Origin of the sequence: Gudongella sp. DL1XJH-153 (genome assembly GCF_049310905.1) — a bacterium.
Taxonomy (GTDB): domain Bacteria; phylum Bacillota; class Clostridia; order Tissierellales; family Tissierellaceae; genus Gudongella.
Genome location: NZ_JBMEMN010000002.1, coordinates 102,376 through 126,338, shown reverse-complemented (window position 1 = coordinate 126,338; position 23,963 = coordinate 102,376). Strand labels below are relative to the sequence as shown.

Below are 23,963 nucleotides of genomic sequence, written 5' to 3'. Positions count from 1 at the left end.
GTGGATGATATGAATAACAAAACTATATTGGAAGAGATAATCATAACAGACGAAGACATAAACTGGGTTGAAAGCATTCTAATTGGAATTAAATTTGATGAGTGTCGAAGGGAGATTATTAAAAATCTTGATTCTGTTGATATCCAAGCTTGTCCAGGAACTGGGAAGACCACGGTATTAATTGCAAAATTAGCAATATTAGCTAAAAAGTGGCCTTTTCAATATAGTGGTATTTGTGTACTGTCCCATACAAATGTAGCAAGAGAGGAAATTCAAAATAGAATCGGGGAAACGGATATAGGGCGAAAATTATTATCTTACCCTCACTTTATTGGCACTTTCCACTCATTCTTTGATCGATTTGTTGGTATGCCATGGATTAAATCTCAAAGCATCCCAGTAAGAATAGTCGATAGTGATTATGTTTTAAGTAAACGTTGGAATCAAATTTCTCCTTCCTCTAAGTATTTTTTAAAAAAGAAATACTTGAACGAAGCTTGTTGTGAGCCGATATCATTACCTCTTAAGTTTGATTTAAAATGCAAAGAAACTTCTTCTACTTATAAAGATGTTGAGAAAGTTGTAATGAAATCACATGAAATGGGATATTATACCTTTGATGAGATGATATTGTTTGCTAAAGAGGCAATTGATAGTTCTAAGAATATTCAATTAAGCTCACAAAAGCGCTTTCCATTCTTGTTTATTGATGAAGCACAAGACACAAATCGAGATCAATGGAATTTAATAGGGAAGTTATTTATTGATAATGGTTATACACATATAAGGCAAAGTTATGGTGACAGCAACCAAGCTATTTACAATTCATATAATTCTAATGATGAATCTATGTCTTTTCCCAGAGATGAAGCACTTAGTATTCAAAATAGCAAACGATTTGGTGGAAGTATTGCATCAATTGCAAACAAACTAGCTATTAACTCTAATCATATGGCAGGAGACGAGAGTAGATTTGAATATATGAAGAACTGTAATACAATTTTTCTATTCGAAGAAGACACTATAGGCAATGTTATACCAGCTTATGCAAGATTAATTTTGGAGTCATTCACTGAGAAGGATTTGCTAGATTACGAGTATTTTGGTTGCCATGTTGTCGGTATGGTTCACACAAACACAAATCAGGAGGCATATGAATTCGCAAAGAGGGTAAGTAATTATTGGGAACCCTACAATCCAGAGTATACGAACGAAAAGCCCAAATCACTGATTGATTATTTTCATTTAGGGAAGAGTAAATATGAAAAATCTAAGGATGTTTCAATATTAGCTGAATGGATATCAAAAGGGATTTTAAGATATTTAGTAATGTTCACTTCATTGGAGTATTCGAATTCAAATCATGCATTTAGGACTTTGATAAACATATTTCCTACAGACCAGCAAATAAATGTACGCCGAGATATTAGAGAGATATTATTTGAAGATATCTCTACTCCTAAAAAGTGGGAAAGAGTATTACTCAAAATTCGTACATTACTAGATAATTACATTGAAATAGATAATGTTAGCAGCAACTTTTTTAAATGGAAAGAAAATGTGTTTGAGAGTATATATAATAATGCAAAAGAAATTGGGCCCAATACGTGTTTTTACGTTGATAAGGAAAGTGGAAACTCGCTGAAATTAAATTTTGGGAGCATTCACTCTGTAAAAGGAAGAACACACTTAGCTACACTTATATTAGAAACTAAATGGCATGAAGCCAATATTAAATCGATACTACCTTGGTTTACAGGAAACATTGGGAATTATGGTAAAAGAAACAGCATAAGATTGAAATGTCATTATGTTGCATTAACAAGAGCCAAAGGCCTAATCTGTATTGCATTGCCAAAAGAATATGTCAGCGATACAATTAAAGGATTATTAGCTGAAAATGGTTGGAATATTAAGGAGGTATAAAATAAAAAATGTAAAAATGAAACAATAGATACCGTTATTTTTGGATGCAACTTATTATAATTATATTTCTAGAAATTTCGTCCCATGAAATCGTTTCATTAAAAAACTTAGTAAAGATTGTCAGTACTGAGTTGGTAGGTTTAGTATGGGATTATGAATAGATTTGGATAAATCGGAGGGCATCTTAACTGAGAAAGAAGTATTCAAGTATTATTGGAAGTTAAGGTACTTTAGGAGAGCGACAGAGCAGGTAAGGCAAGCACATCTAGAAGGTATTAGGAATAAACAGAACTAAGAATTAAATGTAGGTTATGAGTTTAGATTATTTGAGTATATTTGATGTATAATAGATGAAAATTCGTTATAATCAAAAAATGGAGATTATATATGAAAAAAATTCTAATAATAAATGGAAGCATAAGAAAAAAGGCGACTTTTTCGTTGTTAAAAAGTATTGAATCGCTCTTAGGTGACTACGAGGTGACTTTTCTTAATATTAAAGATTTTGATATTAAACCGTGCATCGGATGTGAGAACTGCATGAGAGAAGGTACCTGTAATATCAAAGATGAAGCCAATATTGTTTTAACAAAAATAAGTGATTCAGATGGAGTAATCATTGGTTCGCCTGTTTATCTAAGGCAAATATCTGGATATTTAAAAGTTCTAATTGATCGCGGTTGTGTTTGGTATCACAGGTCTCCTCTCGTTGGAAAGCCTGTGTTTTTTGTGACTGCAACCCAGGTTACAGGATCTAGTGCGGCTGTAAGGTATCTTAATGACCTTTCTGTACAATGGGGTACCATTAATGCAGGTCATATTTCAAGAAACATGTTTAATCTTGAGAAAAGCATAGAAAGTAGTTCACTGGATAACTTTAAGTATTATTTGGAAGATGAGAACAAAAGAAACTATAAGCCTACTATTAAGCAGATTATTGAATTTAACACTCAAAAGGTTTTAGGTGTTAATATACTTCCTCTTGATATGGAATACTGGGAAGAGAAAGGTTATGTGGGTAAACCTTATTTCTATGACTGTAAAATAAATGTGTTTAAACGACTTATTGGAGGAGCCTATTACAAGATGTTGACTTACTTTATTGTAAAGAACAAGAGGTAGTTGGATTCTATCTGAGGAATGGGATTATTCACAATAAAGTTTTTCTGTAGAGTATAAGATTAATATTCTTGGAGTTAAGGAGTTCCCGTGAGAATGTTGAAAGGATTGAGAAAAAAATAGTTGGGCATGGGTGTAAGAGACTGCTTGAGCTCTTTTGTGTTGTAGGAAGTTTTAGGAAGGAAGAGGGAAAATGATATTGAGAGAAGTGGAGTCCAGGGATCTTGAGAGGATACTCGAACTTAATAAGGAGTCGGTTCATTTTTTATCACCCCTTACTATGGAAAAGCTCAGGAGGCTTTGGGGTCAGTCAGAGATGTTTAGTGTGCTTGAATGTGAGGGAACTGTTGAGGCTTTTGTGTTGACACTAAGTGAGGGAAAAGACTATGACAGTCTGAACTACCTTTGGTTCTCAAACAACTTCAAGAGGTTTCTGTACATAGATAGGGTAGTTGTTTCTGAGAGAATGCAGGGAAAGGGCCTTGGAAAGATACTTTACAAATCAGTCTTTGAACATGCCATGAAGATGGGTGTTCCTTATGTAACAGCTGAAATTGATATCAATCCTCCAAACCCTGGATCTTTGAAGTTTCATGAAAGATTCGGTTTCAAGGAGGTTGGCAGACAAGCCGTGGCTGACGGAAAGAAGGAAGTATCTCTTCAGGTTGTAGAGATTTAGGGCTAGATGTTTAGGGTGATGCTATAGAAAAGTTTATGCGAGGGGTTATAAAAATGAATTCAAAAGATCGAAGTAAAGATTATTTCAAGGAACGACGTCTGGTGTTGGCGCTCATCATAGTATTGATTTGGTCTGCCATTGATGCTGAAGACTATTTTGCTTGGATAGCGCTTACAATTCCAGCAATGATATATGCTGGAGTTTTTATTGCAACACATAATAAATTTAAATTCACCTACTTTGCATATGTGTTGGTCTTTATACATATTGTGATATTGCTTATTGGTGCAAAATATACATATCCACTAAATCCATTGTTTGAAGAAATAAAAGAAATATTCAATCTTTCAAGAAACCACTATGATCGCTTAGGACATCTTGCTCAAGGATTTGTACCTGCCATTATTGCGAGGGAGTTTTTACTTAGAAAAGGATATTTTAAGAAAAGTAAATTCTTTTATGTTACAGTTTTTGCGTTTGTTATGGCAATAAGTGCATCTTGGGAGCTCTTGGAATTTAGTGCAGTCATTATTTCAGGTAGATCTGCACAATATGTACTTTCACTTCAAGGGGATGTTTTGGATACCCATAAGGATATGTTAGGGGCTTTTATTGGGGCAGCATTGGCATTGATATTTTTTAGTAAGACTCATGATAAGTGGATTAGGGATATTTCGGAAGAATGATTAATAGATATATTGAAAGCAATAGGGAAGAATTAGAAGAAAATGCTAATACTATTCTACGGGGAAAACAGCTAAAATTACTTAAGGAAGAGATAAAAGATACCTTTGGTACCGACAATATTGTCGGTACCAAGGTTACAGTACTTGGAGTATTTAATTTTGGGGCTTTTTTAATTATTGGAATGTTGCTTGTAGAAAGTGAAAAGCAAGACAATTGAGAAGAGTGGTATTGGATATTGTTATAGTTGTAATCAACAAACAGGCGGATTAACTAAGTCTCGTAACCATTGTAGAAATTAACCTACAAAGAAGATGGGAGTGGCACATGAAATTTTTACTTAAATTCGTAGAAAAATATAAATATGCAAACGATGTTATAAAAGGATCGCTGTACATGAACTCTTTGTCCTATTTTTGGCAAATAAACCATGGGGAACCACTTGGAGCGAGTAATTCTGATAGGTATGATATTTTTGAAGGTACATATTTATCTCTAAACAAAGATGATATTGGACTTGATGAGGAGTTTGCAAATGTAATAGGGCCAAATCCGGTTGTAAGACTGTCTGCATATAAAAGTGTAAATCTATTTTCAACATATCATGCTGAATATAATGTTCGGTCAAAGGAGCTGCTTGTACCAAGAATGGATACGATGAATGAATTTGGGAAATTTGTGGTTGTCATCACGAATGAGGTAGAATTTAGACGAAGGGTTTATAAGGCAGCAAAAAAGGCATCTTTCGATTGTGTATACGGAGATGTAGACTACCATCCTGCCCAAAATCGTGGGAGATTAGTCTCTGGAAATATGCTTCATTTGATTAGAGAAGATGAAATAGATATCAACTTAATCGCTTCTGATAAAAATATTATGGATCATTATGATTGTTTAGATAAATGGAATAAACACGCTTATCAGAGAGAATGGAGAATATGCCTTAATAGAAATAATAATGAAATTACTCCATATCGATTGGAAGTTGGAAGCATTTCAGACATAGCATTCATAGTTTCAAGTGATATGTTATATTCCACTCTTTTCAATTGGTTGAGTGGTGGCATTAAATTTGAAAATCCATTATCTTTTTTGCCTAAATACGATGGTACTGTTACAAGAGAGGTTTTTAAAATGAATGTTCAAAAACTAAGACCAAACAAAGGATATTTACTTACTACGATAATGTAGATTCAAGTATTGAGTAGTCAGTTCTAAGGCTTGCAATTTGTGTTTTGATAGACATATCATACTTTATCTGATAACATATTTAGTAGATTGCTATAATTTTTGCTATGTGATAGATTGACTCTTTTTTTGAAATCAAAATTCTATCGAATAAAGTTGATTCAATAGTTTGAAAGGGCAGATAACATGACAAAAAATGTTTATAAAATAATTGGATATCATGGCACAAATGAAAACAATGTTGGGGACATGTTAAAAAATGGGTATACGTGCAATGAAAGAGATGATCATTGGCTTGGACAAGGTATTTATTTTTATACTGATATAAGACTTGCAAAATGGTTCTCGGTTAGAAAGTATAAAGAAGAGACTAACAAAAACCTTGCGGTTTTAAAGGCTGTGTTGAGTACAGATTCGGATAATGTTTTGAATCTAGATACCGTCGAAGGGGTAGATTTTGTTTATCAGTTCATTTATGACCATTACAATGATTTAAAGTTAGAATTTTTGAGTGAAGATACAAATTTGAATAGATGCATGATATTGGATATTATTAAAGAACTTCACGATTTGGATATTATAATAAAGACATTCAAGACAAAAGAACAGACTTATGGCAAGGCAAATGTTAGCTTCTTTGAGAAGAATTATTTCCCATTAGGTATTGAATACAATGAAACACAAATATGTGCAACTAATAATAATTGTATTGAAAGCAGTGAGAAAGTTGTTGAAGCGGGAGATTATAAGCTACCTAGTAGAATTTGGTTTGAAAAGAAAATGAGGTGATTGATGTGAAAAATATTGAAGGCATAGTTAAGAAGGTTGCGCTTAGATATAATGTTGCTTATAATGGATCTTCGAGTGGTCCAAAGATGAAATATATTGATGGATCAACTAGGAGTTTGAATAGGGAAGAACTAGAAAAGCTCTTTTCTAAACCAGATGGATCAGAAGATTGGCATCAGGTTAAGAGTGTAAGAATAAAAGTAATCAGAAAGCAGTTGAATGATAGTTCTGACGAACATGACAGGATTTTTAATTTTGAAGAATTAGCTGAAATGACGAGTTAAGGAGATTTGAATCATGAAAGAAGGTATAATAAAGTTCCAGGGTTATTGTGTAGAAGAAATTAACTATGTTAGGAATAACGATTTTAACGAGAATACCAACAATGTAGAAATGATTCCGCAATTTTTGATAAAAGTAGCTGTTGATAAAAAAAATCCTTACAAATACAATATTATAATTGGAACTAGATTAGGATTTAGCGATAATGAAAATCTCCCTTTTAGAGTATCGGTAGTTGTTAGAGGGTTTTACGAAGCTAATGAAGAAAATATTGATGAGGATGAGTTAGAGAACATATATCTAGTAAATAGCAGTTCAATTTTATTCCCTTATCTTAGATCTATATTGACTGATGCAACTTCAAAAAGTGATCATGAACCAGTAATTCTACCGACGATCAACTTCTATTCAATTATAGAAGATATTAATAAAGAGGATCTATATTTAGAATCTAATGCATATAAAGAATATATTTAACAGCAACAAAACACAGAACACAAGTTCGCTAAAGTCACAAAATGCCAATTTTGTGACTTTAGATATTTTATGGGATTTTTTAGGAGATTGGTGCTCAAGAATATTCATCGTTACACACCGTTGTGCAACGATACAAGAAAAAGAATTGAAAAATGAAACGATAAGTGAAACGAAAGCGCTATCGTTGCAAAAGTAAAATTTTTATGGTAAAATTATAGTGTATAGTATAGAATTTTGGAGGTGACGCTTGTGGAAACTAAGGAAAAATACAATTTAGAATTGAAAGAAGAAATATCAAAAACATTTTTAAAAACAGTAAGTGCCTTTGCTAATTATAATGATGGAGAAATAATTTTTGGCATAGAAAACTATGGAAATGTGAAGGGGATTATTGGGAGTATAGAAGAAGTAATGCTAAAAATTGAAAATATGATCAACGATTCAATTACTCCAGTTCCTTATTTTAAAATTAATGTAAAGGAAATAGAAAATAAGAAAATTATTATTTTAGAAGTAAGAAAAGGGAAGGATACTCCATATTATTACAGAGGGAAAGCTTACAAAAGATCGGATACTTCAACCATAGAGGTAGATAGATTTGAGCTCAGAAGACTAGCTATGGAAGGTACTAATATGCACTATGAAGATAGAAAAGCATCTTCCCAAGAATTAAAATTCAATGTATTAGAAACAAGGTTGAAAAAGGAAGCTGGAATAGAAAGGATTGACTTAGATATTCTAAAAACCCTTAATTTATGTAATAAAGTAGGATACTATAATATTGCTGGAGAGTTGTTGGCGGATAAAAATGGTATAGAGTTTTCAGGTATTGATATTGTTAAATTTGGGAAGGACATCAATAAAATTCAGTATAGAAAAACTATTAGCAATGTATCGTTATTAACCCAATTCGACACAGCAATAGACATTTTTGAGCAATATTATATATTTGAAGAGATTGAGGGATACAACAGAACAAAAAAAGAGTTAATCCCTAAAGAAGCTTTTAGAGAGTCCTTAGCAAACGCCATTGTTCATAGGGTCTGGGACACCAACTCATATATACAAATTGCTATGCATGAAGACAAAATAGAAATAAATTCACCCGGGGGATTGCCTGAAGGTATAACTAAGGATGAGTATTTATATGGAAATATTTCTGTTTTGAGAAACCCAATAATAGCAGGGGTTTTTAATAGGTTAAGTATTATTGAGAAGTTTGGCACAGGAATAGCAAGAATTAATAAAGAGTATATTAATAGCATATCCAGACCTGACTATGAAGTAAGTGAAAATAGAATTAGAATCATACTTCCTGTTATTGAGATTGATTCATTAGATTTATCGAAGGATGAAATCCTTATTTACGAGTTGCTAAAAGCAGAGGGAGAGCTTTCGAGAAAAGAAATAGATTTGAAAACCGGATTTAATAAATCAAAAGCACTTAGGATATTGAACAGTCTTGTAGATAAAAATATCATAAGTAGATCAGGTAGCGGACCTACAGTAACCTATAAGTTATTGTAAAGCTTTTAAAAGCGTATGCGATTTGTGACTTTGTTATTTTTTGCATACAAATTTCAGTGCCAGAAAAACATATTTTAAAAGCAGCATGTTATTCTTTAATTATGAAGAAAATCATGCTGAAAGTGAAAGAGGTGAGATAAGTGGAAGTTTTTACTGATTTGGCAAAGTATCCAGTTTTTACAATCGATGATGTAAAGAAACGAAACTTGTTGGTAATGAGAAGACAGCGTATTCTCAGTTGGACCTTTTAATGAAAAAAGATCAAGTTAAAAAATATGACAAAAAATAATGTAACAAAATAATTCTAAATGTAACAATCAAAATGTTATATCTGAAGTCAAAAAGTTAAATTGGCTTAATGTAACAAAAATAACTTGCAATATAACAGCAATGGTGATATATTTAAAGCAAGTAATGTTACATTAGGGGGTGATTTAATTGGTCATGGCAGCAGAGCCTTACTTGAAAGAAAATATCGATGGACAGCTTACAATAAAACCGTGGCTTAAAAAGAATAATTTTCCAATTTTTTTAAGAAATAGCTACAACTTCTATGAGATGACGATTCTTGGGACACGGTGTATTTTACTAGAAGTCGTTGATGAGATGCCAAATATCGACCAGCTTCAAAAGCATATGAAGCAAATTAAAAACCTAACGGATCTTCAAATTGTTCTGTTCTACAAAGATATCACGAGGTATAGAAGAAAAAGTCTGATTGAAAACAGGATCGCATTTGTGATTGAAGATGGACAGATGTATTTGCCATTCTTGGGACTTGATTTGAAAAAAGCCCAAGAACATGTTGAAGATAAAGTGAAGAGCTTCACAATACCTGCGCAGATTGCCTATTTGTATTTCTTGTATCATAAAGAGGAAGTTGTGAACACGACTGAGTTTGCGAAAAAGCTGGGATTTAATAAAATGACAGCTTCTAGAGCATTAAATAATCTATACCATGCGAATCTCATCACCTATCAAATTGGAGGAATGACTGGCCGTAGCAAGGAGTATAAGAGGATTCCAGACCCGGACTACTTTCTTAGAGGTCGTGACTATCTGAAGACACCGGTGAGAAGAATCATCTACACAAAGAAAAAGCCTTTAGGTGCTTTGGCTGCTGGAATGGATGCATTGGCAGGATTATCCATGATCAATCCACCTGGTCATCCGATTAGGGCAATAGATAGAAATAAGTTGAATAAAGAGCAGGTTGAAATTGTTAAAAATAAGGATCTTATAAAAGATACAAAACTGGTGGAACTAGAGCTTTGGGACTATGATCCTGGACTGTTTTCTAATAATCACCATGTGGACCTACTATCTTTGTATGCGTCTTTGAAGGAAGAAACTGATGAAAGGGTTGAGCAGGCATTAGAGGAAGTCTTGCGAGGTGAGCCATGGTACACGGATTAGAAAAATTTAAAGAGTATTTTGGAGACCATACAAGTCAATATGTCTTTATTGGAGGAACAGCTTGCGATATTCTTATGGATGAACTTGGAGCTCCATTTCGAGCAACCAAGGATCTGGATATGGTGCTCATCATTGAGGCTCTAGATTCCTCATTTGGGGAAACCTTCTGGCAATTCATAAAAGATGGAGGATATGAGTATCGCGAGAAGGGAACGGGTGAGAATCAATTTTATCGTTTTACTGAACCGAAGGATTCATCCTTTCCCAAAATGATTGAACTCTTCAGTAAGCTTCCTAATGATTTTGAGCTTAGTTTCGATAGGGGACTGACTCCCATTCACATTGATGAGAGCATCGTCAGTCTATCTGCAATACTATTAAACGATGATTATTACGGGCTATTAACAAAAGGGAAACGGACGGTGGATGGATATTCACTAATCGAAATCGAAACAGTCATCCTGTTTAAGATCAAAGCATGGCTGGATATGAAAGAACGAAAAGAAGCCGGAGATGATATCGATACAAAAAATATAAGGAAACATAAGAATGACATCTTTAGGCTTCTAGCCAATGTATCTCCCACAAGTAGGATTGAACCCTCAGCAGAAATTCAAAATGATGTTATTCAGTTCATTGAACAAATCAAGGAAGATAAACCTTATCTGAAGAGCTTAGGTATTAGAGGCACAAATTTTGATGAAATGCTGGAGATTCTAGGGGATATATTCTTAGGAAAAGCAGAAGTTTAAACAGCAGACGGTACCTTGTGAATGAAGCAAAAGAGATAAGTTCTTATAACAGTGAATGGGGGTTGATGGTGCCGGAAGGGCTATTTGAAATGACAGATAAGGTGTGACATGCTTGGCTAATCATGAATTAGAGAATGGTATGGTTGCACTCAAATACCCGCACGTAAAATCCATTGCGGATAATGAGGTGTAGTTATGGTCGATAAAAGTAAAAAAACTCCACTTGTGTATAATAAAATTTAGGAGTGATTCATAGATTATTAATAACCCAATATATGGAGCAAGAGTAAAATTCTCCATATATTGGGTTTATTTCATACCTATTCAAGTAAAAAATCAATTATGTTTTTAATCTTAATTCCGGAAAAATTATCATATATCGTTTGATCCATTGTGAGTATATACTTTGGGTAATTGTCTGGAATGTCTAGCAATGGTTTAAGTTCTCTATTTCTCGTGGATTCATCCAAGATAGTAGCTGATACTTGAATATGGATCTTCTCGTTTTCATTGACTGCAACAAAGTCAAATTCAAGGGTCCCAATCTTTCCTATAGTTACTTCGTAGCCTCTTCTTAACAATTCTAGAAATACTGCATTTTCAAGGATATGACCGTAGTCAGTGTCACCAAGTCCAGTTATTACAAAATCAACTATTATTTAAGGTATAACTTAAAAAAACAACAAATAATATTTAAATACAGTTATAACTGAAAAAAGTTTAAAAAAATTAAGCTGAGGTAAGTACCAATTTAGGGTGAAATAAAATAATGAATGATGTAGATAGCGAGAAATTAAAGATCAAGATTGTTCGTGATTTTCGAAAACCAATTAGCCTTGAAATGTGATACAATTGGGGTTAGAGAACCAAACTAAAAATATCGCCATACTGGACTGTTTTTACAGCTAAATGGGAGGGGATTTCCCATTTGGGTAAAATATACGCAGCATTTCAATAGTAATAAGATCATCTCAAAAACAAAATTGTAAATCTTAGTCAAAGTGGATGTACTGTAGAAAATGGGGTAGATTATTTTGATGGCCAAGTATGATGATTTTCTAAATGAATTAGTAATATTGGAGAAAAAGTACCTTTTGTATTCACATGGACATGATTTTGTGAATCAAGCTGCTTTGGATCTGCTTAGGACTATTGAGGAATTACATAAAAGCACTCCGAAAATCAGAATATCGGATACTGGTTTTAGTTTGGTGATCAATGATATGGAGTTTAATGCTGATAACTTAAAGGCAGGATACCTTATGCAGCTGCTTGGTGGCCGTGGAATCCTTTCTTTAACATTCTGTTCAGGAGTTGGATTCTCGTCCATAATGAATTTACTGTATCTGCTAAACTCCATACCCAACAATAGCAAGCTGTTATATCATACGGACATTCAGTTTGCCATTCATAGAATTGATTCAATCGAAGTTGAAGAGATGGATTATGGCAGTCTAAGGTATGGATACAAAGATGAAGCCCAAGACCATTCTTCTGCTGACAATAATATAAGAAATCAGTTGCAAATGTCTTTAGAGACCCTTAATCCTGATATTGATAGCTACGATACAGAGGAACTCTTAGACATAGCCTTGGAAGAGTTATCCAAAATGCCTAAAAATCAGGTCCCAGATTTTTTGCAAAGCTTATCAGATGATGTGGTATCGGAGATAATTGAAAGAGTTAATGCCAAGAAAAATTCCATATCCCCTTCACTGATTGACCTGCTTGTTGCAATGGATTCAGCCAGAAGACTCGCTGGTGATGACAGGATAGAGAAATCCATTGATGAAATAAGCTCTGACCAACTGGACAAGCTGGTGGAAAGGGAAGCATATGAATTGTATATTTCAGATGACTACAGGCAGCATCTGAGGAGCCTGTTGTCATATGATATTCAATCCAAGGATAGCATCACTGATTTGGATATGTTTGACAAGACCCTTATCAACAAAACAATAGTAATGGCTCTTATACATCTGACAAGGAGCAAATTGGATAATGCGATACACTTTAGCTTTGTGGATAGCATACATAATTATCTTGACGAGTTTATTGAATGCCGGGACTGGGAATTCATCCATTTAATCACAGATAATGAGTTGGTATCATCTTACCTGAAGCAGGATTCAACGGTTCTGGGATTGTCCGAAGCAATAGGGGGCAGAAGCTCCTACAGTGACAGGCATTTGATGGAAGTCATCAAGGTAAGTGGGCCCAAGAACATAGTCTGGCTTATGGATTCCTATATTGAAGAGACTGACTTGAGGAGTAGAAGGGTTATTCTTAGCCTGATTCAGTCTTTCCAAGAGACTGCCGCCATTTATGCTCTTAAAAGGTTTATTAAAGACCCGACTCAGAAAATATCCTTGTTTATGCCAATAATCAGGGACCACATAGGCTCAATACCCAAGGATCTGTCGTCTAGACTTTTTCACTGTGATTCGGTGGATGCGAAGTTGCTTGCCATGAGAATCCTGCTGGCTGAGGAGGATGAGGGTGTAAGAAATGACATAGGGCGGATTATTAAAGATGGTGAAAATGAACTTGTATTGGGTTTGCTTGACCTGATCAGTGAGTTTAGAATTACTGAACTGATGGACACCATAGTCAACAGGATCGGTACATTCTACATTGATGAGAGTAGGTATAAGTATATCGTGAAGACTATTGATACAATCTCTTGGTTAGATTCAGAAGCCTTTAGGGATTTGGAGAGCAGATTGATGGGAAAGAGGTTTACGCTTTCGCCAAAAAACCTCAGGAGAATCAAGAAGTATTTAAAAGGAGTTAGCCATGACCACATATCCAGATAGAAATGACCATATTTTGCCCGATTTGTTAGGGGCAATCAATTCCATAAAGCTGTATTCCCACAAGCATCCACAAGCAAGATCATCCGTGGATCGTGTAATGGATAGGCTTGACCAGGTTTTTAAAACCGAAGACAAGCTGCTTATCGGAGTATTCAATGACAGCATATTGGTTAATCAGAAGCCGGTTGTGGGAATCGGGCGAGTGTCTGAGTCCATGGTAAGGTTGCTGAATGAGGTAGACATTGATCAGATTGTGTTTTTAAAGGGATTGTACAAGGAAGAGTTCACCATGTTTCTGATGGAAACCTTCGGAGCAAATGCTGGTAGTGCAGAGATACTAGATTATTCACATATATTGCTGGGGAGGATATCTACAGAAGATAAGGAAAGTGATGATAGGAATGTTGATTCGATTATGGACTTGAACTCATCACAAGACTTCATTTGGATGCTGCAGAATCTTGACCCCCAAAATCCCTTCAATTTCAAGACGGTAAAGGACCTCTCTGTGGATTTGATTGAGACATTCAGATATTCAGCAAGTCCATTGAAGTATCTGGCTGAAGTTAAAAGTGAAGATGAATACACCTATGTGCATACAATCAATGTAGCATTGCTCTCCATGTCCCTAGCCAAGCATATTGGCATTGTAGGATCGGAGCTGACGGATATAATCTATGCTGCCTTGATGCATGATGTTGGGAAAATGCTAGTTCCAAATGAGATACTGAACAAAGCTGGTCCCTTGACCCCCAGTGAATTTGAAACTATAAAATCCCATACTTTGAATGGGGTCATGTATCTGTGCAATCAGAAGGGGATACCAAAAATAGCAATTTTGGCTGCCTTGGAACACCATATCAAATACAACGGCGGTGGATACCCGACAATAACCCAGAGCTGGAAACCTCATTTTGTCAGTCAGATTATAAGCATTGCGGATATATACGATGCCTTAAGAAGCAACAGACCATATCGAGCTCGTCTAGAGCATGACCAGATTATTGGGGTATTGCGCCACGATGCAGGGACTGGTTTAAATCCAAGATTGGTGGAAGTTTTTATCGATATGCTTGATAATCAGCCTAAGGAATAAATATCAGGTAATGGATAGAGTGGAAGGATCCAATTGCAAATCTATTCGGGTCATACCATTAATAGATTCAGACACAATCCATGGAATATCCTATCAAAAATACACTTTAACATATTGCGGTGTTGATATATAATATATTTCAAGTATAAAATGAGAAAAAGAGAGGAAAACAACAATGAATAAAGCTCATAGAAACAGAATGATTATTTTCATAGTGGCAGCTTTATTATTGACCCTTGTTTCATATCTTTCCTTCAAACTTCCGTCAGAAGATTACAAGATTATAAGCAATGAAAAAATTGACCTGAACCAAGGGTGGACTGTGGAGTATGATAATGTTGTTGTGAATGATGTAAGCCTTCCACATGACCTTAGACTGGAGGAGAATGTCAATTACACGGCAAGGCTTATACTTCCTGAGGGTTTGGACAACCATATCAGACTTAGGATAAGGTCCTCCATGCAGGATGTGATAGTATATGTGGATGGCAATGAGATCTTCAGAGATATCAAGAATAATGATGGCAGGTTTATGGCACCTGATGCAAGTCTGTGGCATCTGTTTGAACTTCCAAATGACAGTGGTGGCAAGGAGCTCAGGATTGAGATGCAGTCCCCGACCATAGCATTTTCAGGGATGCTGAACGAGGTTTATGCAGGGCAGGGAAAGGACCTGATCTTTGATGTTATAGGCAGCAATATTTTCAAGTTAACACTTAGTGTAATATTCCTTGCATTTGGAGCAACAACCCTTGTTCTTTCGGGATTGTTCAGAAATCTTGAAGACAATAGGCTCATATATTTGGGAGGCTTTGCTGTTTTTGTTGCAATCTGGAGCTTCAGTGAATCAAAGATTATGCAGCTGTTCATAGGAAACAGGTTTATCATTGGTGGACTGAGCTATATGATGATTCCCTTGATTGCAATATCATACTTGCTTTTCCTCAAGGAATCGGTATTGCGGAAGTACAGATCCATCATGGTTGCATTTGCTGTTATGTTTCTGGTTAATATGGTATCAAACTTGTATTTTCAGCTGACTGGAATAGTTCCTTTCATTGTCAGTATGCAGATTACTGTATTGCTTATTCTACTGATCTTGGCAGCCTCCATATTTTTCATGGTACTGGAGTGGAAGAGGCATGACAATGAGCAGGCTAAGAATATGCTTATATATTCTAGCACTTCAGGCTCATTTTTGATTGTTGAGGTCATTGTTTTCCTATTGGGAAGATACGAAATGACAGGATACTTCACAGGAATTGGGATACTGTTATTCTTTATTCAAATCTCATATAACACATTCAGGACCATGAACAATATGATTCAGAATCAAAAGGAATCAGAGATACTGAAGAAGCTTGCATACAAGGATATACTCACAAATATGGGAAACAGGGCTGCCTTTGAGAGATACATTGATGGACTGAGAGGTGAAAAGGGCAGCAAGACATTTAGATTGGCAATGATGGATATTAACAACCTGAAATACATCAATGACAACTATGGACATAAAGAGGGCGATGATGCCATCAGAGCCTGCAGCGGAGTGATAGAGAAGCATCTGAAGCCACATGGTGACTGTTTTAGACTAGGTGGAGATGAATTCGCCTGTGTAATTTTCGACCTGGATGATGAAGCCTTTGAAGAGAAGGTAGTTAGGATGAGAGAGGAGCTTAATAAAGCAAAACCTGACCATGAATATGTGCTTGATATTGCCATCGGTTCTGATATATATGATCACAATAAGCATGACGATATTGGCGATTTCATACACGAAACTGACCTTAAGATGTATTCCAACAAGAAAAGGATCAAGAAGAGAGGATATGGAACAGTTTAGCATGGAGTCATGGGATATATTAAATATTAATAAAATGGCCCCCACATTACATGGGGAACCATTTAAACTTAAGGGGCTATATTAGTGTGTACACTCTGGCATTTGCAGACATTGTGATATTCCCAGGTCCATTTCCTGGGCACACTGTGCAACATTTAGTCCGCCTTTTGTTGTTGCCATTCTGGAAACATTATTTGCTGCAAATGCTGTGCTTGATGATGCGAAAATCAGTAGGCTTAGTATTGATAATGACATGATTTTTTTCAATTTTTATTCCTCCTAGAAATGTGTTGTTATTTGTCATGGTTTTTTAACCATATTTAATTTATATATAAAAATTGTGGCCAAATTATGACCGAAAAAAACGATTAAAATATTTTAGCAGAAGCGTATGTCCTTGTACAACGATATGCAAAGATAGACATACTGTCAAAGCGTGAGATAGCAGACATTAATCCCGATATAAGTGTTACAACCATTGAAAAAGCTCTTTCTGATTTACTAAAAGATGGATACATCAAAAAAGTCGGATCTGGTAGAGCAACTGCATATGTTAAAAATATAGATTCGCAGGAGTATGAAGAATAATATGTTTTTTCAGCACCCTTATTTTATTTTGTAAATTAAAATAAAATAAGGGTTAGTTTTTGCAAGTGTTATCTGCAACATTAGTTTCCAATTGATACCAGATTAATGGTAGAATAATATCAATAAGTACTGTTTGATATGAACAGACTAACTGTGATTTAGAGGTGTACTTTTATGCAATTGTTTAAAACCCTGTCGGATGACTTTTTCAAACCCCTTACAAGTAAATACAAGGATACATATGTGGATTGTTTGGAGATGATCTACGAAACCTACAGAACTGAATTTTCTTTCGGCGTTGAGAGGGAGGTTTTGCTTGGAAAGCTAGAGCAATACTTTGATGAAAAGTATCCTGAGGAAATGGTTTTTGACGAGGAAGAGATATCAGTCACAGACTCAAGGTCCAAGGCAAACGCAGTCCTCAGACACCTTAGAAATTGCGGATGGGTTGAGTATGAACACGACAGCAGCTACAATGTTAAGGTGAACCTGCATGATTATGCTGCAACAATCATTGAAGCATTGATTAAGGTGGATAGAAACGAGGAAATGGAATACCAAAGCGAGATATCATCAATCTATGGCATCCTGATGAACCAAGAAGGTTTTAGAAGGCCATACGAGAATGTTATAAAGAAGGTAATTGAAAACACTGAATACGTGATGGTGGGGCTTAAGAAGCTGAACACATCCATCAAGAATAGGATAGATAATATAACAAGGGATAAGACAGCCTCTGAAATAGTCAGGGATTTCTTTGACTATAACATTGAAATCGGGTCCAAAAGTTATCATAGGATGAAGACAAGCGAGAATATTTCCCATTACAGATTGGAAATAGTTGAAAAACTAAGATATGTTTTGGATGACAAGAATATTTTTGAAAGAACTGTCGACGGATTTATGGAGCTGGAGCAGATAAAGGACCGAAATCAGGCAAGAGAAGAGCTTAAGAATAGGATTCTTCGAACAATCTCATCATTTAAAAACTACGATGAAATAGCCAAGGAAATTGACGAAAAGCACACAAAATACCTATCAAGCTCAGTGGCTAGGGCTAAATTTCTACTGAATGATTCAGGAAACACTGACGGGAAGATTTTTCAGATACTGGCTGTTATGGCGGATGAGCTGAACAGGCAAGATGATTTGGGGATAAATGAAGATGCGGATGAAGATCTTTTAAGGATATTTGAGATTTTCCCACAGGGTTTTCTGGATGGAGATTCTCTCTATGTCATGCCAATAACAAGAAAGAATCAAGTACCTCAGCTACTGGATGAGTCCATGGGCCTTAGCGAGGAAGAGAGACTCTTAAGGAAGCTAGCTTTAAGGGAGAGGCACAGAAACAGATTCTCCAGGAAGAATATTGATTCCTTTGTTATGGATTCACTTGGAGATAACAAGACAATATTAGCATCATCACTGCCATTGTTTACCAGAAGGGACATTATCCGGATAATTTTTATCAGTCTCTATGGACGACATCACCTGTCAGGCTTCAGAATTATTAAGAAGGGAACAGTTGTTGAGAAAAACGGCTTTAGGTTTGAAGATTTTGAGATTGAAAGGCGGGATGAAGATGGACGTATTTAAGGAGAGTATAGCTCAGAGAGATAAGTTCAGAAGCGCAGCCAATAAGCTTCTTAATCATTGCTTTGTCTTAAAGAAAAAGGAAGACACAAGGAACGACTACATCTTCATACTGCAGCATAGAGAGATGTTTGAAGAATACTTTGACCTTTTGGGCTACGAGCTTAGAATCAATGAAAACAGTGATGTAGCTGGCCTTGTAAATTACAATGGAACAGGTAGGTACAGATTAAGGAAGATTGAAACAATACTCCTGTTGATTCTAAGGCTACTGTACATAGAAAAGAAAAGGGAACTAAGCACCAATGATAATATTATGGTTTTTTCAGAGGACATCCATGAAAAGTACCAGATGCTTAAGATAGAGTCCAAGCCAAATATTGACAAGACAACATTTCGTGATTCGATTAGGTTGTTCAAAAGATTCAATATCATCTCAAATGTTGACACTGATGTGACACAGTCTGATTCAAGGATAATTATCTATCCTTCTGTCTTGTTTGCAGTTCCCGGGGAGAATATAAACAATATGATAGAAGAAATTTCAGATAGGCTGAACAAGTATGCAGGTGGAGGTGTTGATGATGAAGAAACTGACCAGGATCAGGCTGATTAATTGGCATTATTTTGTGAATGAAACGATTGAGGTTGATGGATCCTTTCTGATTTCTGGTGAAAACACATCTGGAAAATCGACAGTTCTAGATGCAATACAGCTTGTACTGACCACCAACACCAGGAAATTCAATACAGCTGCAAATGAAAAGAGCCGTAGGGACTTAAGGGGATATGTCAGATGTAAGACTGGGGATGAGGATAACACATACCAAAGAAAAGGTAGTGTGATTTCCTATGTAGCCCTGGAGTTCTTTGAGGAAACAAATGCAAAGTATTTTACTCTTGGTGCAATGATAGAGTCTCGTGATGAGGAAGCAAAGCTTGATACCAGATGGTTTGTGGAAGAGTGCAAGCTTGATGAGCTTGCTTTTATAACCGACGGTAGGCCATCAATGAAGGGTGAATTCAGACGAAATGATAGGAAGGTTGAGCTCATAAGCCAGATGGGTGAAGCCAAGCAGAGATTTGGGAGAAGGCTTGGAAACCTGGAGGATCGATTTTTTGATATGATTCCCAAGTCCCTTGCATTTAAGCCCATGGATAATGTAAAGGACTTTATCAACAAGTTTATTCTTTCCGAGAAAAGAATTGAGGTTGATTCGCTTAGAAAAAACATACGGCTATTGAAGGATTTTGAGGATCTTATGGTAAAGACGAGTAACAAGATTGATTCCCTTGAAAGCATTCTTGTCAAGGAAGAGGAAATCCAATCAAAGGAAAATGATAAGAAGGTCAATGAAATACTTCTACAAAAAGCCGGACTTGAGAAGCTTAAGAATGAAATGGATAAGTTAGAAAGGGAAATATTTCTGATAAAGGGAAGACATGAAAATGCAATCCTAAGAGGAAGCGAGACCGAGAAGGCATATGAAAGCGAAAATAACAGGCTGATAGGTCTTGAAGCTGCCCATCAGAACAATGAGGTCACAAGACTGATCCAGGATATTGAGAATGAAATCAGGTCAATGGAAAAGGAAAAGGGGCATCTCTCGGAAAAGATAGCCAGACTTTCCAGCATGCTGAAGAAATGCCAAAATGCTTTTGAACTGCTCTTTAAGGAGGGTAGTTCCTCCATCACCAAGAACCAAATAGATGACCTGGGCAAACCGCAAGGTTCATTGGAAGAAAAATTGGAAATGGCATACGAAATGGAGGGAATGGTCAAAAGGAACAAGAGATTTTATAACAAACAGCTCTACAGTACAAATCAAAAAATCAATGAGCTTGAGTATAGGAGAAGAAAGCTACAGGAAGAGATAAAGGATCTACAGAATAAGAAGCTCCTGTATCCAGACAGTACAGTCCAGCTTAGGGAGGAAATACTTGCTGAATTCAAGAAGCGCGGAATAGCTGCAAATGTCTGGATTTTCTCGGAGCTTCTGGAAATCACCAATCCTTCATGGCAAAATGCCATTGAGGGTTATCTAAACACCCAAAGGTTCTACCTGATTGTGGACCCAAGATATTACGAAATTGCACTACATACATACAACAGAGTAAGGGACAGGATTCATTCTGTTGGGCTTGTAAACACTGAAAAACTAGATCTTGAGCTTGAGGCTGACCGGTCATCTCTGGCATATTATGTCACCAGCAACAATCGATATGCAAGATCATATGCATATTACCTATTGAACAGAGTGACAAGGTGCTCTAGGCTTGAGGATCTGAAGAAGCATAAAGTAGCTGTTACTGAAGGGTGCATGTTGTATCAGAATTATGCTGTTAGAAAGATAAATGAAAAGGTTTATAATCCGCCCTACATTGGAGCGATTGCATATAAGAAACAGCTTGAAATTAGGGAAAGTGAGCTTGAGGAAGCAGTGACTGAGCTGGCATCTCACAGAAGCGTTGTGAACAAGCATGAACTTGTGTTGGAGGCACTGGATTTATGCCATATGGATACCATAAAGGAAAATATCTCTGCTCCTGATGAGCTTGCTAGAATTGATGAAAACCTGTATATAAAGAAAAAGGAGCTTGATCAAGCGAGAAGCAATCCCACATATCTTGAGATTCAGCTTGAGATTACAGAATGCAGTAAAAAGGTGCAGAAGCTTCGCAAGGAAAGCAGGGATTATACATCACTCTGCACAAGTCTAGAAAAGGATGTGGAGTCGAACAAGGCTAGATTGGTTGATCTGAACAGAAATTTTGATTATAAGCAAGCTATCTTTGAAAAATTAAGAGATAGTGAGCCTGTTGCCTTCGAAGAAGGAATGTTTAAATTTCAGGAGCAGTCAAGATCCAAGTCACCGGAAATAATAATTACAAACTTCTCTCCCTACACACAGGGTTTGGAGAATACAATGATCAAGCTAACAGATCTGCTGAAGGATATGCAAAGGGATTATTGCAGCAAATATGACTGTGATTTTGGTACCGGGCGAGAGGCAATGGAGGACTTTATCAAGGAGCACCACAAACTCGTTTCATCTGATATAGTCAAATTCGAGGATGAGCTGGCAAAAGCCAAGGATAATTGCGAGCTTGAGTTTAAGGAATCCTTCCTTGCCAGAATAAAGGAGAACATTGAAAGTGCGAGGCTTGAGTTCAGGCAGCTGAATAAGGCTCTAAGAGGCATTTATTACGGGGATGACAGCTATAAGTTTGAGATTACAAACAACAAGAAGAAGGAAAGGCTGTATCAGATGATTATGTCAGATCAGAATACCGGAGGCAGCCAGATGTTTCGCTACAGCTTTGAAAGTCAGTACAAGGAGGAAATCGGCGACCTTTTCGACAAGTTAACTGCATATGATGACATGGGCGACAAGGTGATTCTGGAGTATACAGACTACAGGAGCTATCTCGACTATGATATCATCGTTGAAAAGAAGGATGGCACCAGCCAGAGGTTTTCAAACATATATGGCGAGAAAAGCGGCGGGGAGACCCAGACCCCTTATTATGTTGCCATAGCAGCCTCCTTTGTGCAGCTTTACAGGGCGGGTAATACCATTAGAATAATTATGCTGGATGAGGCTTTTGACAAGATGGATGATAATAGAATTGCATCAATGATGGACTTCTTTAACAGCCAGAATTTCCAGATAATATTGGCTACGCCCCCAGGCAAGATGGAGATAATAGGTGAGAAGGTTGACACTGTTCTATTGGCTATCAGGGAAGGAAACAATGCGATTGTAGAGGTGTATGACCTATGATGGGCAAATATGAAAAAGCAATCCTGAGTGAGCTTTTGGACAAGTATGAAAACAGCAAGAGTTTTAAGGGAAGCAACAAAGTGAACCAAAGTTTTAAGGTAAGGATTTCAGCATTGTTTCCAAAGTACGATGACCATTCAAATTACAGTCTTTTTAGGGACATTAACGAAGAAGTTGAAGTCTTGATGAGAAAGGGTCTGGTGATATCAAAAAAATCAGGTGGAGGTGTTATCAGGGAGGTTTACCTCAAAACTGAGACAATAAATGAAGCCTACAAGTATCTAAACAGGACACCTAAAAGTGAAATCAATTACAGATTGGAAGGCATATTAAAAGAGTACCTGGGTTATGGTAGAATTCTAGATGGTTATTTGGCAGATCAGCTTAAGAGGCTTCAGGAAAATAGGAGTGTAAGGTTCTTCTTAGGCGATTTCGGTGAATTTGAAAGAATTCTTCTTGCAGTAAAAGAGCTGGAAAAGCTTGAAAACGAGCAATTTATAAGGGAGTTCTCGGTTCAACTTTATAATGATTCAAAAGCCTTTGGGAACATACAGAGCAGGGTTGAAAGTCTGCTATTCGAATATGGAGACTTTCCTGAAAAAGATGAGATTCTTGGAAACTTCAATCTTGTCAGAACTCCCACACACGTTAATTTCAAGGGAGCAGGCAAGGTATGTCTTTCCGGCCAGGAAATTGATTTAAGTAGGCTATCTTCGGATATTGCAATATCATCCAGTATGCTTGGTGATATTGATTCTGTTAAGGTTTTCAGGGGAAAGGTAATGACTGTCGAAAATCTAACAACTTTTCATAGCTTTCAAGAGAAGGACTATTTTGTAATCTATTTAGGTGGATTTCATAACAGGGTGAGAAGGGATTTTATAAAAATGCTCTATGATCAAAACTCTGATGCCACTTACTATCACTTTGGAGATATCGATGCAGGAGGGTTCCTTATCCTCGAACATTTAAAGGATACAACTGCTGTTAGCTTCATGCCTTATAAAATGGATATAGATACCTTGAAGAAGCATAAAGAGTACGGCAAACCTCTTACTGAGAACGATAAAAAAAGGCTGAAAAAGCTTTTAAACAGCCAGTACAAGGAAACAATAGAGTATATGTTGGAGAACAACATCAAACTTGAGCAGGAGGCCATTGTATAAGTTTCTGGCAGAAAAAATATTAAGAAAAATTAATCGAACACTTGTACGGTTAACGATATTATGATAAAATATAGTTAATAATTTCGTACAGGATTTGTGATATAATATCCCTACGGATGAAATTGTGGAGGTGGCCTTATGACCAATGAAGAATTTCAAAGGATAGTGCTGGAGGAATTAAAGGATCTGAAGGTGGGTCAAGGCAAGCTTGAAGGCAGAATGGACAAGCTTGAAGAA

Annotated in this window: 21 protein-coding genes; 19 read left to right on the top strand and 2 right to left on the bottom strand. The window is 36.2% G+C overall.

Translation table 11 applies throughout. The features are described from left to right. The first annotated feature begins 9 nt into the window (after positions 1-9). The 12 genes from ACOEN1_RS02205 to ACOEN1_RS02150 all read left to right on the top strand — a co-directional run bounded on the left by ACOEN1_RS02205 (position 10) and on the right by ACOEN1_RS02150 (position 10,839). Positions 10-1,926, top strand: coding sequence for a UvrD-helicase domain-containing protein (locus tag ACOEN1_RS02205; RefSeq protein WP_422484780.1), 1,917 nt, complete (start codon positions 10-12; stop codon positions 1,924-1,926). Between the two features lie 387 nt (positions 1,927-2,313). Further along, a complete protein-coding gene (locus ACOEN1_RS02200; protein WP_422484779.1) occupies positions 2,314-3,048 on the top strand; it encodes a flavodoxin family protein in 735 nt (244 codons plus the stop codon). A gap of 190 nt (positions 3,049-3,238) precedes the next feature. After that, complete coding sequence (locus tag ACOEN1_RS02195) at positions 3,239-3,724, top strand: GNAT family N-acetyltransferase (RefSeq protein WP_422484778.1); 486 nt, start codon at positions 3,239-3,241, stop codon at positions 3,722-3,724. A 53-nt stretch (positions 3,725-3,777) separates the two neighbouring features. After that, positions 3,778-4,410 (top strand): DUF2238 domain-containing protein, encoded by a 633-nt coding sequence (locus ACOEN1_RS02190; RefSeq protein WP_422484777.1) that lies wholly within the window; start codon positions 3,778-3,780, stop codon positions 4,408-4,410. Next, entirely contained in the window at positions 4,407-4,628 is a 222-nt protein-coding gene (locus ACOEN1_RS02185) for a hypothetical protein (protein WP_422484776.1), read from the top strand. Before ACOEN1_RS02190 ends, ACOEN1_RS02185 begins: the two co-directional genes overlap by 4 nt. 107 nt (positions 4,629-4,735) lie before the next feature. Continuing rightward, the gene (locus ACOEN1_RS02180) at positions 4,736-5,599 is read left to right on the top strand and encodes a hypothetical protein (RefSeq protein WP_422484775.1); all 864 of its coding nucleotides are present in this window, start codon (positions 4,736-4,738) and stop codon (positions 5,597-5,599) included. A gap of 183 nt (positions 5,600-5,782) precedes the next feature. Beyond that, positions 5,783-6,385, top strand: a complete 603-nt coding sequence (locus ACOEN1_RS02175) for a hypothetical protein (protein WP_422484774.1) — start codon at positions 5,783-5,785, stop codon at positions 6,383-6,385. Positions 6,386-6,390: 5 nt separating this feature from the next. Beyond that, complete coding sequence (locus ACOEN1_RS02170) at positions 6,391-6,669, top strand: hypothetical protein (RefSeq protein WP_422484773.1); 279 nt, start codon at positions 6,391-6,393, stop codon at positions 6,667-6,669. A 13-nt stretch (positions 6,670-6,682) separates the two neighbouring features. Continuing rightward, the gene (locus ACOEN1_RS02165; RefSeq protein ID WP_422484772.1) at positions 6,683-7,144 is read left to right on the top strand and encodes a protein-export chaperone SecB; all 462 of its coding nucleotides are present in this window, start codon (positions 6,683-6,685) and stop codon (positions 7,142-7,144) included. A gap of 249 nt (positions 7,145-7,393) precedes the next feature. Further along, positions 7,394-8,671: an RNA-binding domain-containing protein gene (locus tag ACOEN1_RS02160; protein WP_422484771.1), complete on the top strand. Its 1,278-nt coding sequence runs from the start codon at positions 7,394-7,396 to the stop codon at positions 8,669-8,671. 438 nt (positions 8,672-9,109) lie between these two features. Further along, positions 9,110-10,087 (top strand): MarR family transcriptional regulator, encoded by a 978-nt coding sequence (locus ACOEN1_RS02155; protein ID WP_422484770.1) that lies wholly within the window; start codon positions 9,110-9,112, stop codon positions 10,085-10,087. Further along, complete coding sequence (locus ACOEN1_RS02150; RefSeq protein WP_422484769.1) at positions 10,072-10,839, top strand: hypothetical protein; 768 nt, start codon at positions 10,072-10,074, stop codon at positions 10,837-10,839. The genes ACOEN1_RS02155 and ACOEN1_RS02150 overlap by 16 nt, the downstream gene beginning before the upstream one ends. A 320-nt stretch (positions 10,840-11,159) precedes the next feature. On the opposite strand, the gene ACOEN1_RS02145 is transcribed toward ACOEN1_RS02150, so the two are convergent. Continuing rightward, on the bottom strand, positions 11,160-11,420 hold the full coding sequence (locus ACOEN1_RS02145; RefSeq protein WP_422484768.1) for an ATP-binding protein: 261 nt from the start codon (positions 11,418-11,420) through the stop codon (positions 11,160-11,162). A 453-nt stretch (positions 11,421-11,873) separates the two neighbouring features. Here ACOEN1_RS02145 and ACOEN1_RS02140 point away from each other — a divergent pair, with 453 nt between their 5' ends. The 3 genes from ACOEN1_RS02140 to ACOEN1_RS02130 all read left to right on the top strand — a co-directional run bounded on the left by ACOEN1_RS02140 (position 11,874) and on the right by ACOEN1_RS02130 (position 16,594). After that, on the top strand, positions 11,874-13,655 hold the full coding sequence (locus ACOEN1_RS02140; RefSeq protein ID WP_422484767.1) for a hypothetical protein: 1,782 nt from the start codon (positions 11,874-11,876) through the stop codon (positions 13,653-13,655). Next, the gene (locus ACOEN1_RS02135; RefSeq protein ID WP_422484766.1) at positions 13,636-14,751 is read left to right on the top strand and encodes an HD-GYP domain-containing protein; all 1,116 of its coding nucleotides are present in this window, start codon (positions 13,636-13,638) and stop codon (positions 14,749-14,751) included. Before ACOEN1_RS02140 ends, ACOEN1_RS02135 begins: the two co-directional genes overlap by 20 nt. A 175-nt stretch (positions 14,752-14,926) precedes the next feature. Continuing rightward, positions 14,927-16,594, top strand: coding sequence for a GGDEF domain-containing protein (locus ACOEN1_RS02130; protein ID WP_422484765.1), 1,668 nt, complete (start codon positions 14,927-14,929; stop codon positions 16,592-16,594). 81 nt (positions 16,595-16,675) lie between these two features. Here ACOEN1_RS02130 and ACOEN1_RS02125 read toward each other — a convergent pair whose 3' ends face one another. Next, a complete protein-coding gene (locus tag ACOEN1_RS02125; RefSeq protein WP_422484764.1) occupies positions 16,676-16,861 on the bottom strand; it encodes a hypothetical protein in 186 nt (61 codons plus the stop codon). Positions 16,862-17,356: 495 nt separating this feature from the next. Here ACOEN1_RS02125 and ACOEN1_RS02120 point away from each other — a divergent pair, with 495 nt between their 5' ends. The 4 genes from ACOEN1_RS02120 to ACOEN1_RS02105 are packed head-to-tail and all read left to right on the top strand — an operon-like array spanning position 17,357 to position 23,726. Beyond that, positions 17,357-18,778: a Wadjet anti-phage system protein JetA family protein gene (locus tag ACOEN1_RS02120; protein WP_422484763.1), complete on the top strand. Its 1,422-nt coding sequence runs from the start codon at positions 17,357-17,359 to the stop codon at positions 18,776-18,778. Further along, complete coding sequence (locus ACOEN1_RS02115; RefSeq protein ID WP_422484762.1) at positions 18,765-19,391, top strand: DUF4194 domain-containing protein; 627 nt, start codon at positions 18,765-18,767, stop codon at positions 19,389-19,391. Before ACOEN1_RS02120 ends, ACOEN1_RS02115 begins: the two co-directional genes overlap by 14 nt. Continuing rightward, complete coding sequence (locus ACOEN1_RS02110) at positions 19,357-22,560, top strand: ATP-binding protein (protein ID WP_422484761.1); 3,204 nt, start codon at positions 19,357-19,359, stop codon at positions 22,558-22,560. Before ACOEN1_RS02115 ends, ACOEN1_RS02110 begins: the two co-directional genes overlap by 35 nt. Continuing rightward, the gene (locus ACOEN1_RS02105; RefSeq protein ID WP_422484760.1) at positions 22,557-23,726 is read left to right on the top strand and encodes a Wadjet anti-phage system protein JetD domain-containing protein; all 1,170 of its coding nucleotides are present in this window, start codon (positions 22,557-22,559) and stop codon (positions 23,724-23,726) included. Before ACOEN1_RS02110 ends, ACOEN1_RS02105 begins: the two co-directional genes overlap by 4 nt. Positions 23,727-23,963: the final 237 nt, after the last annotated feature.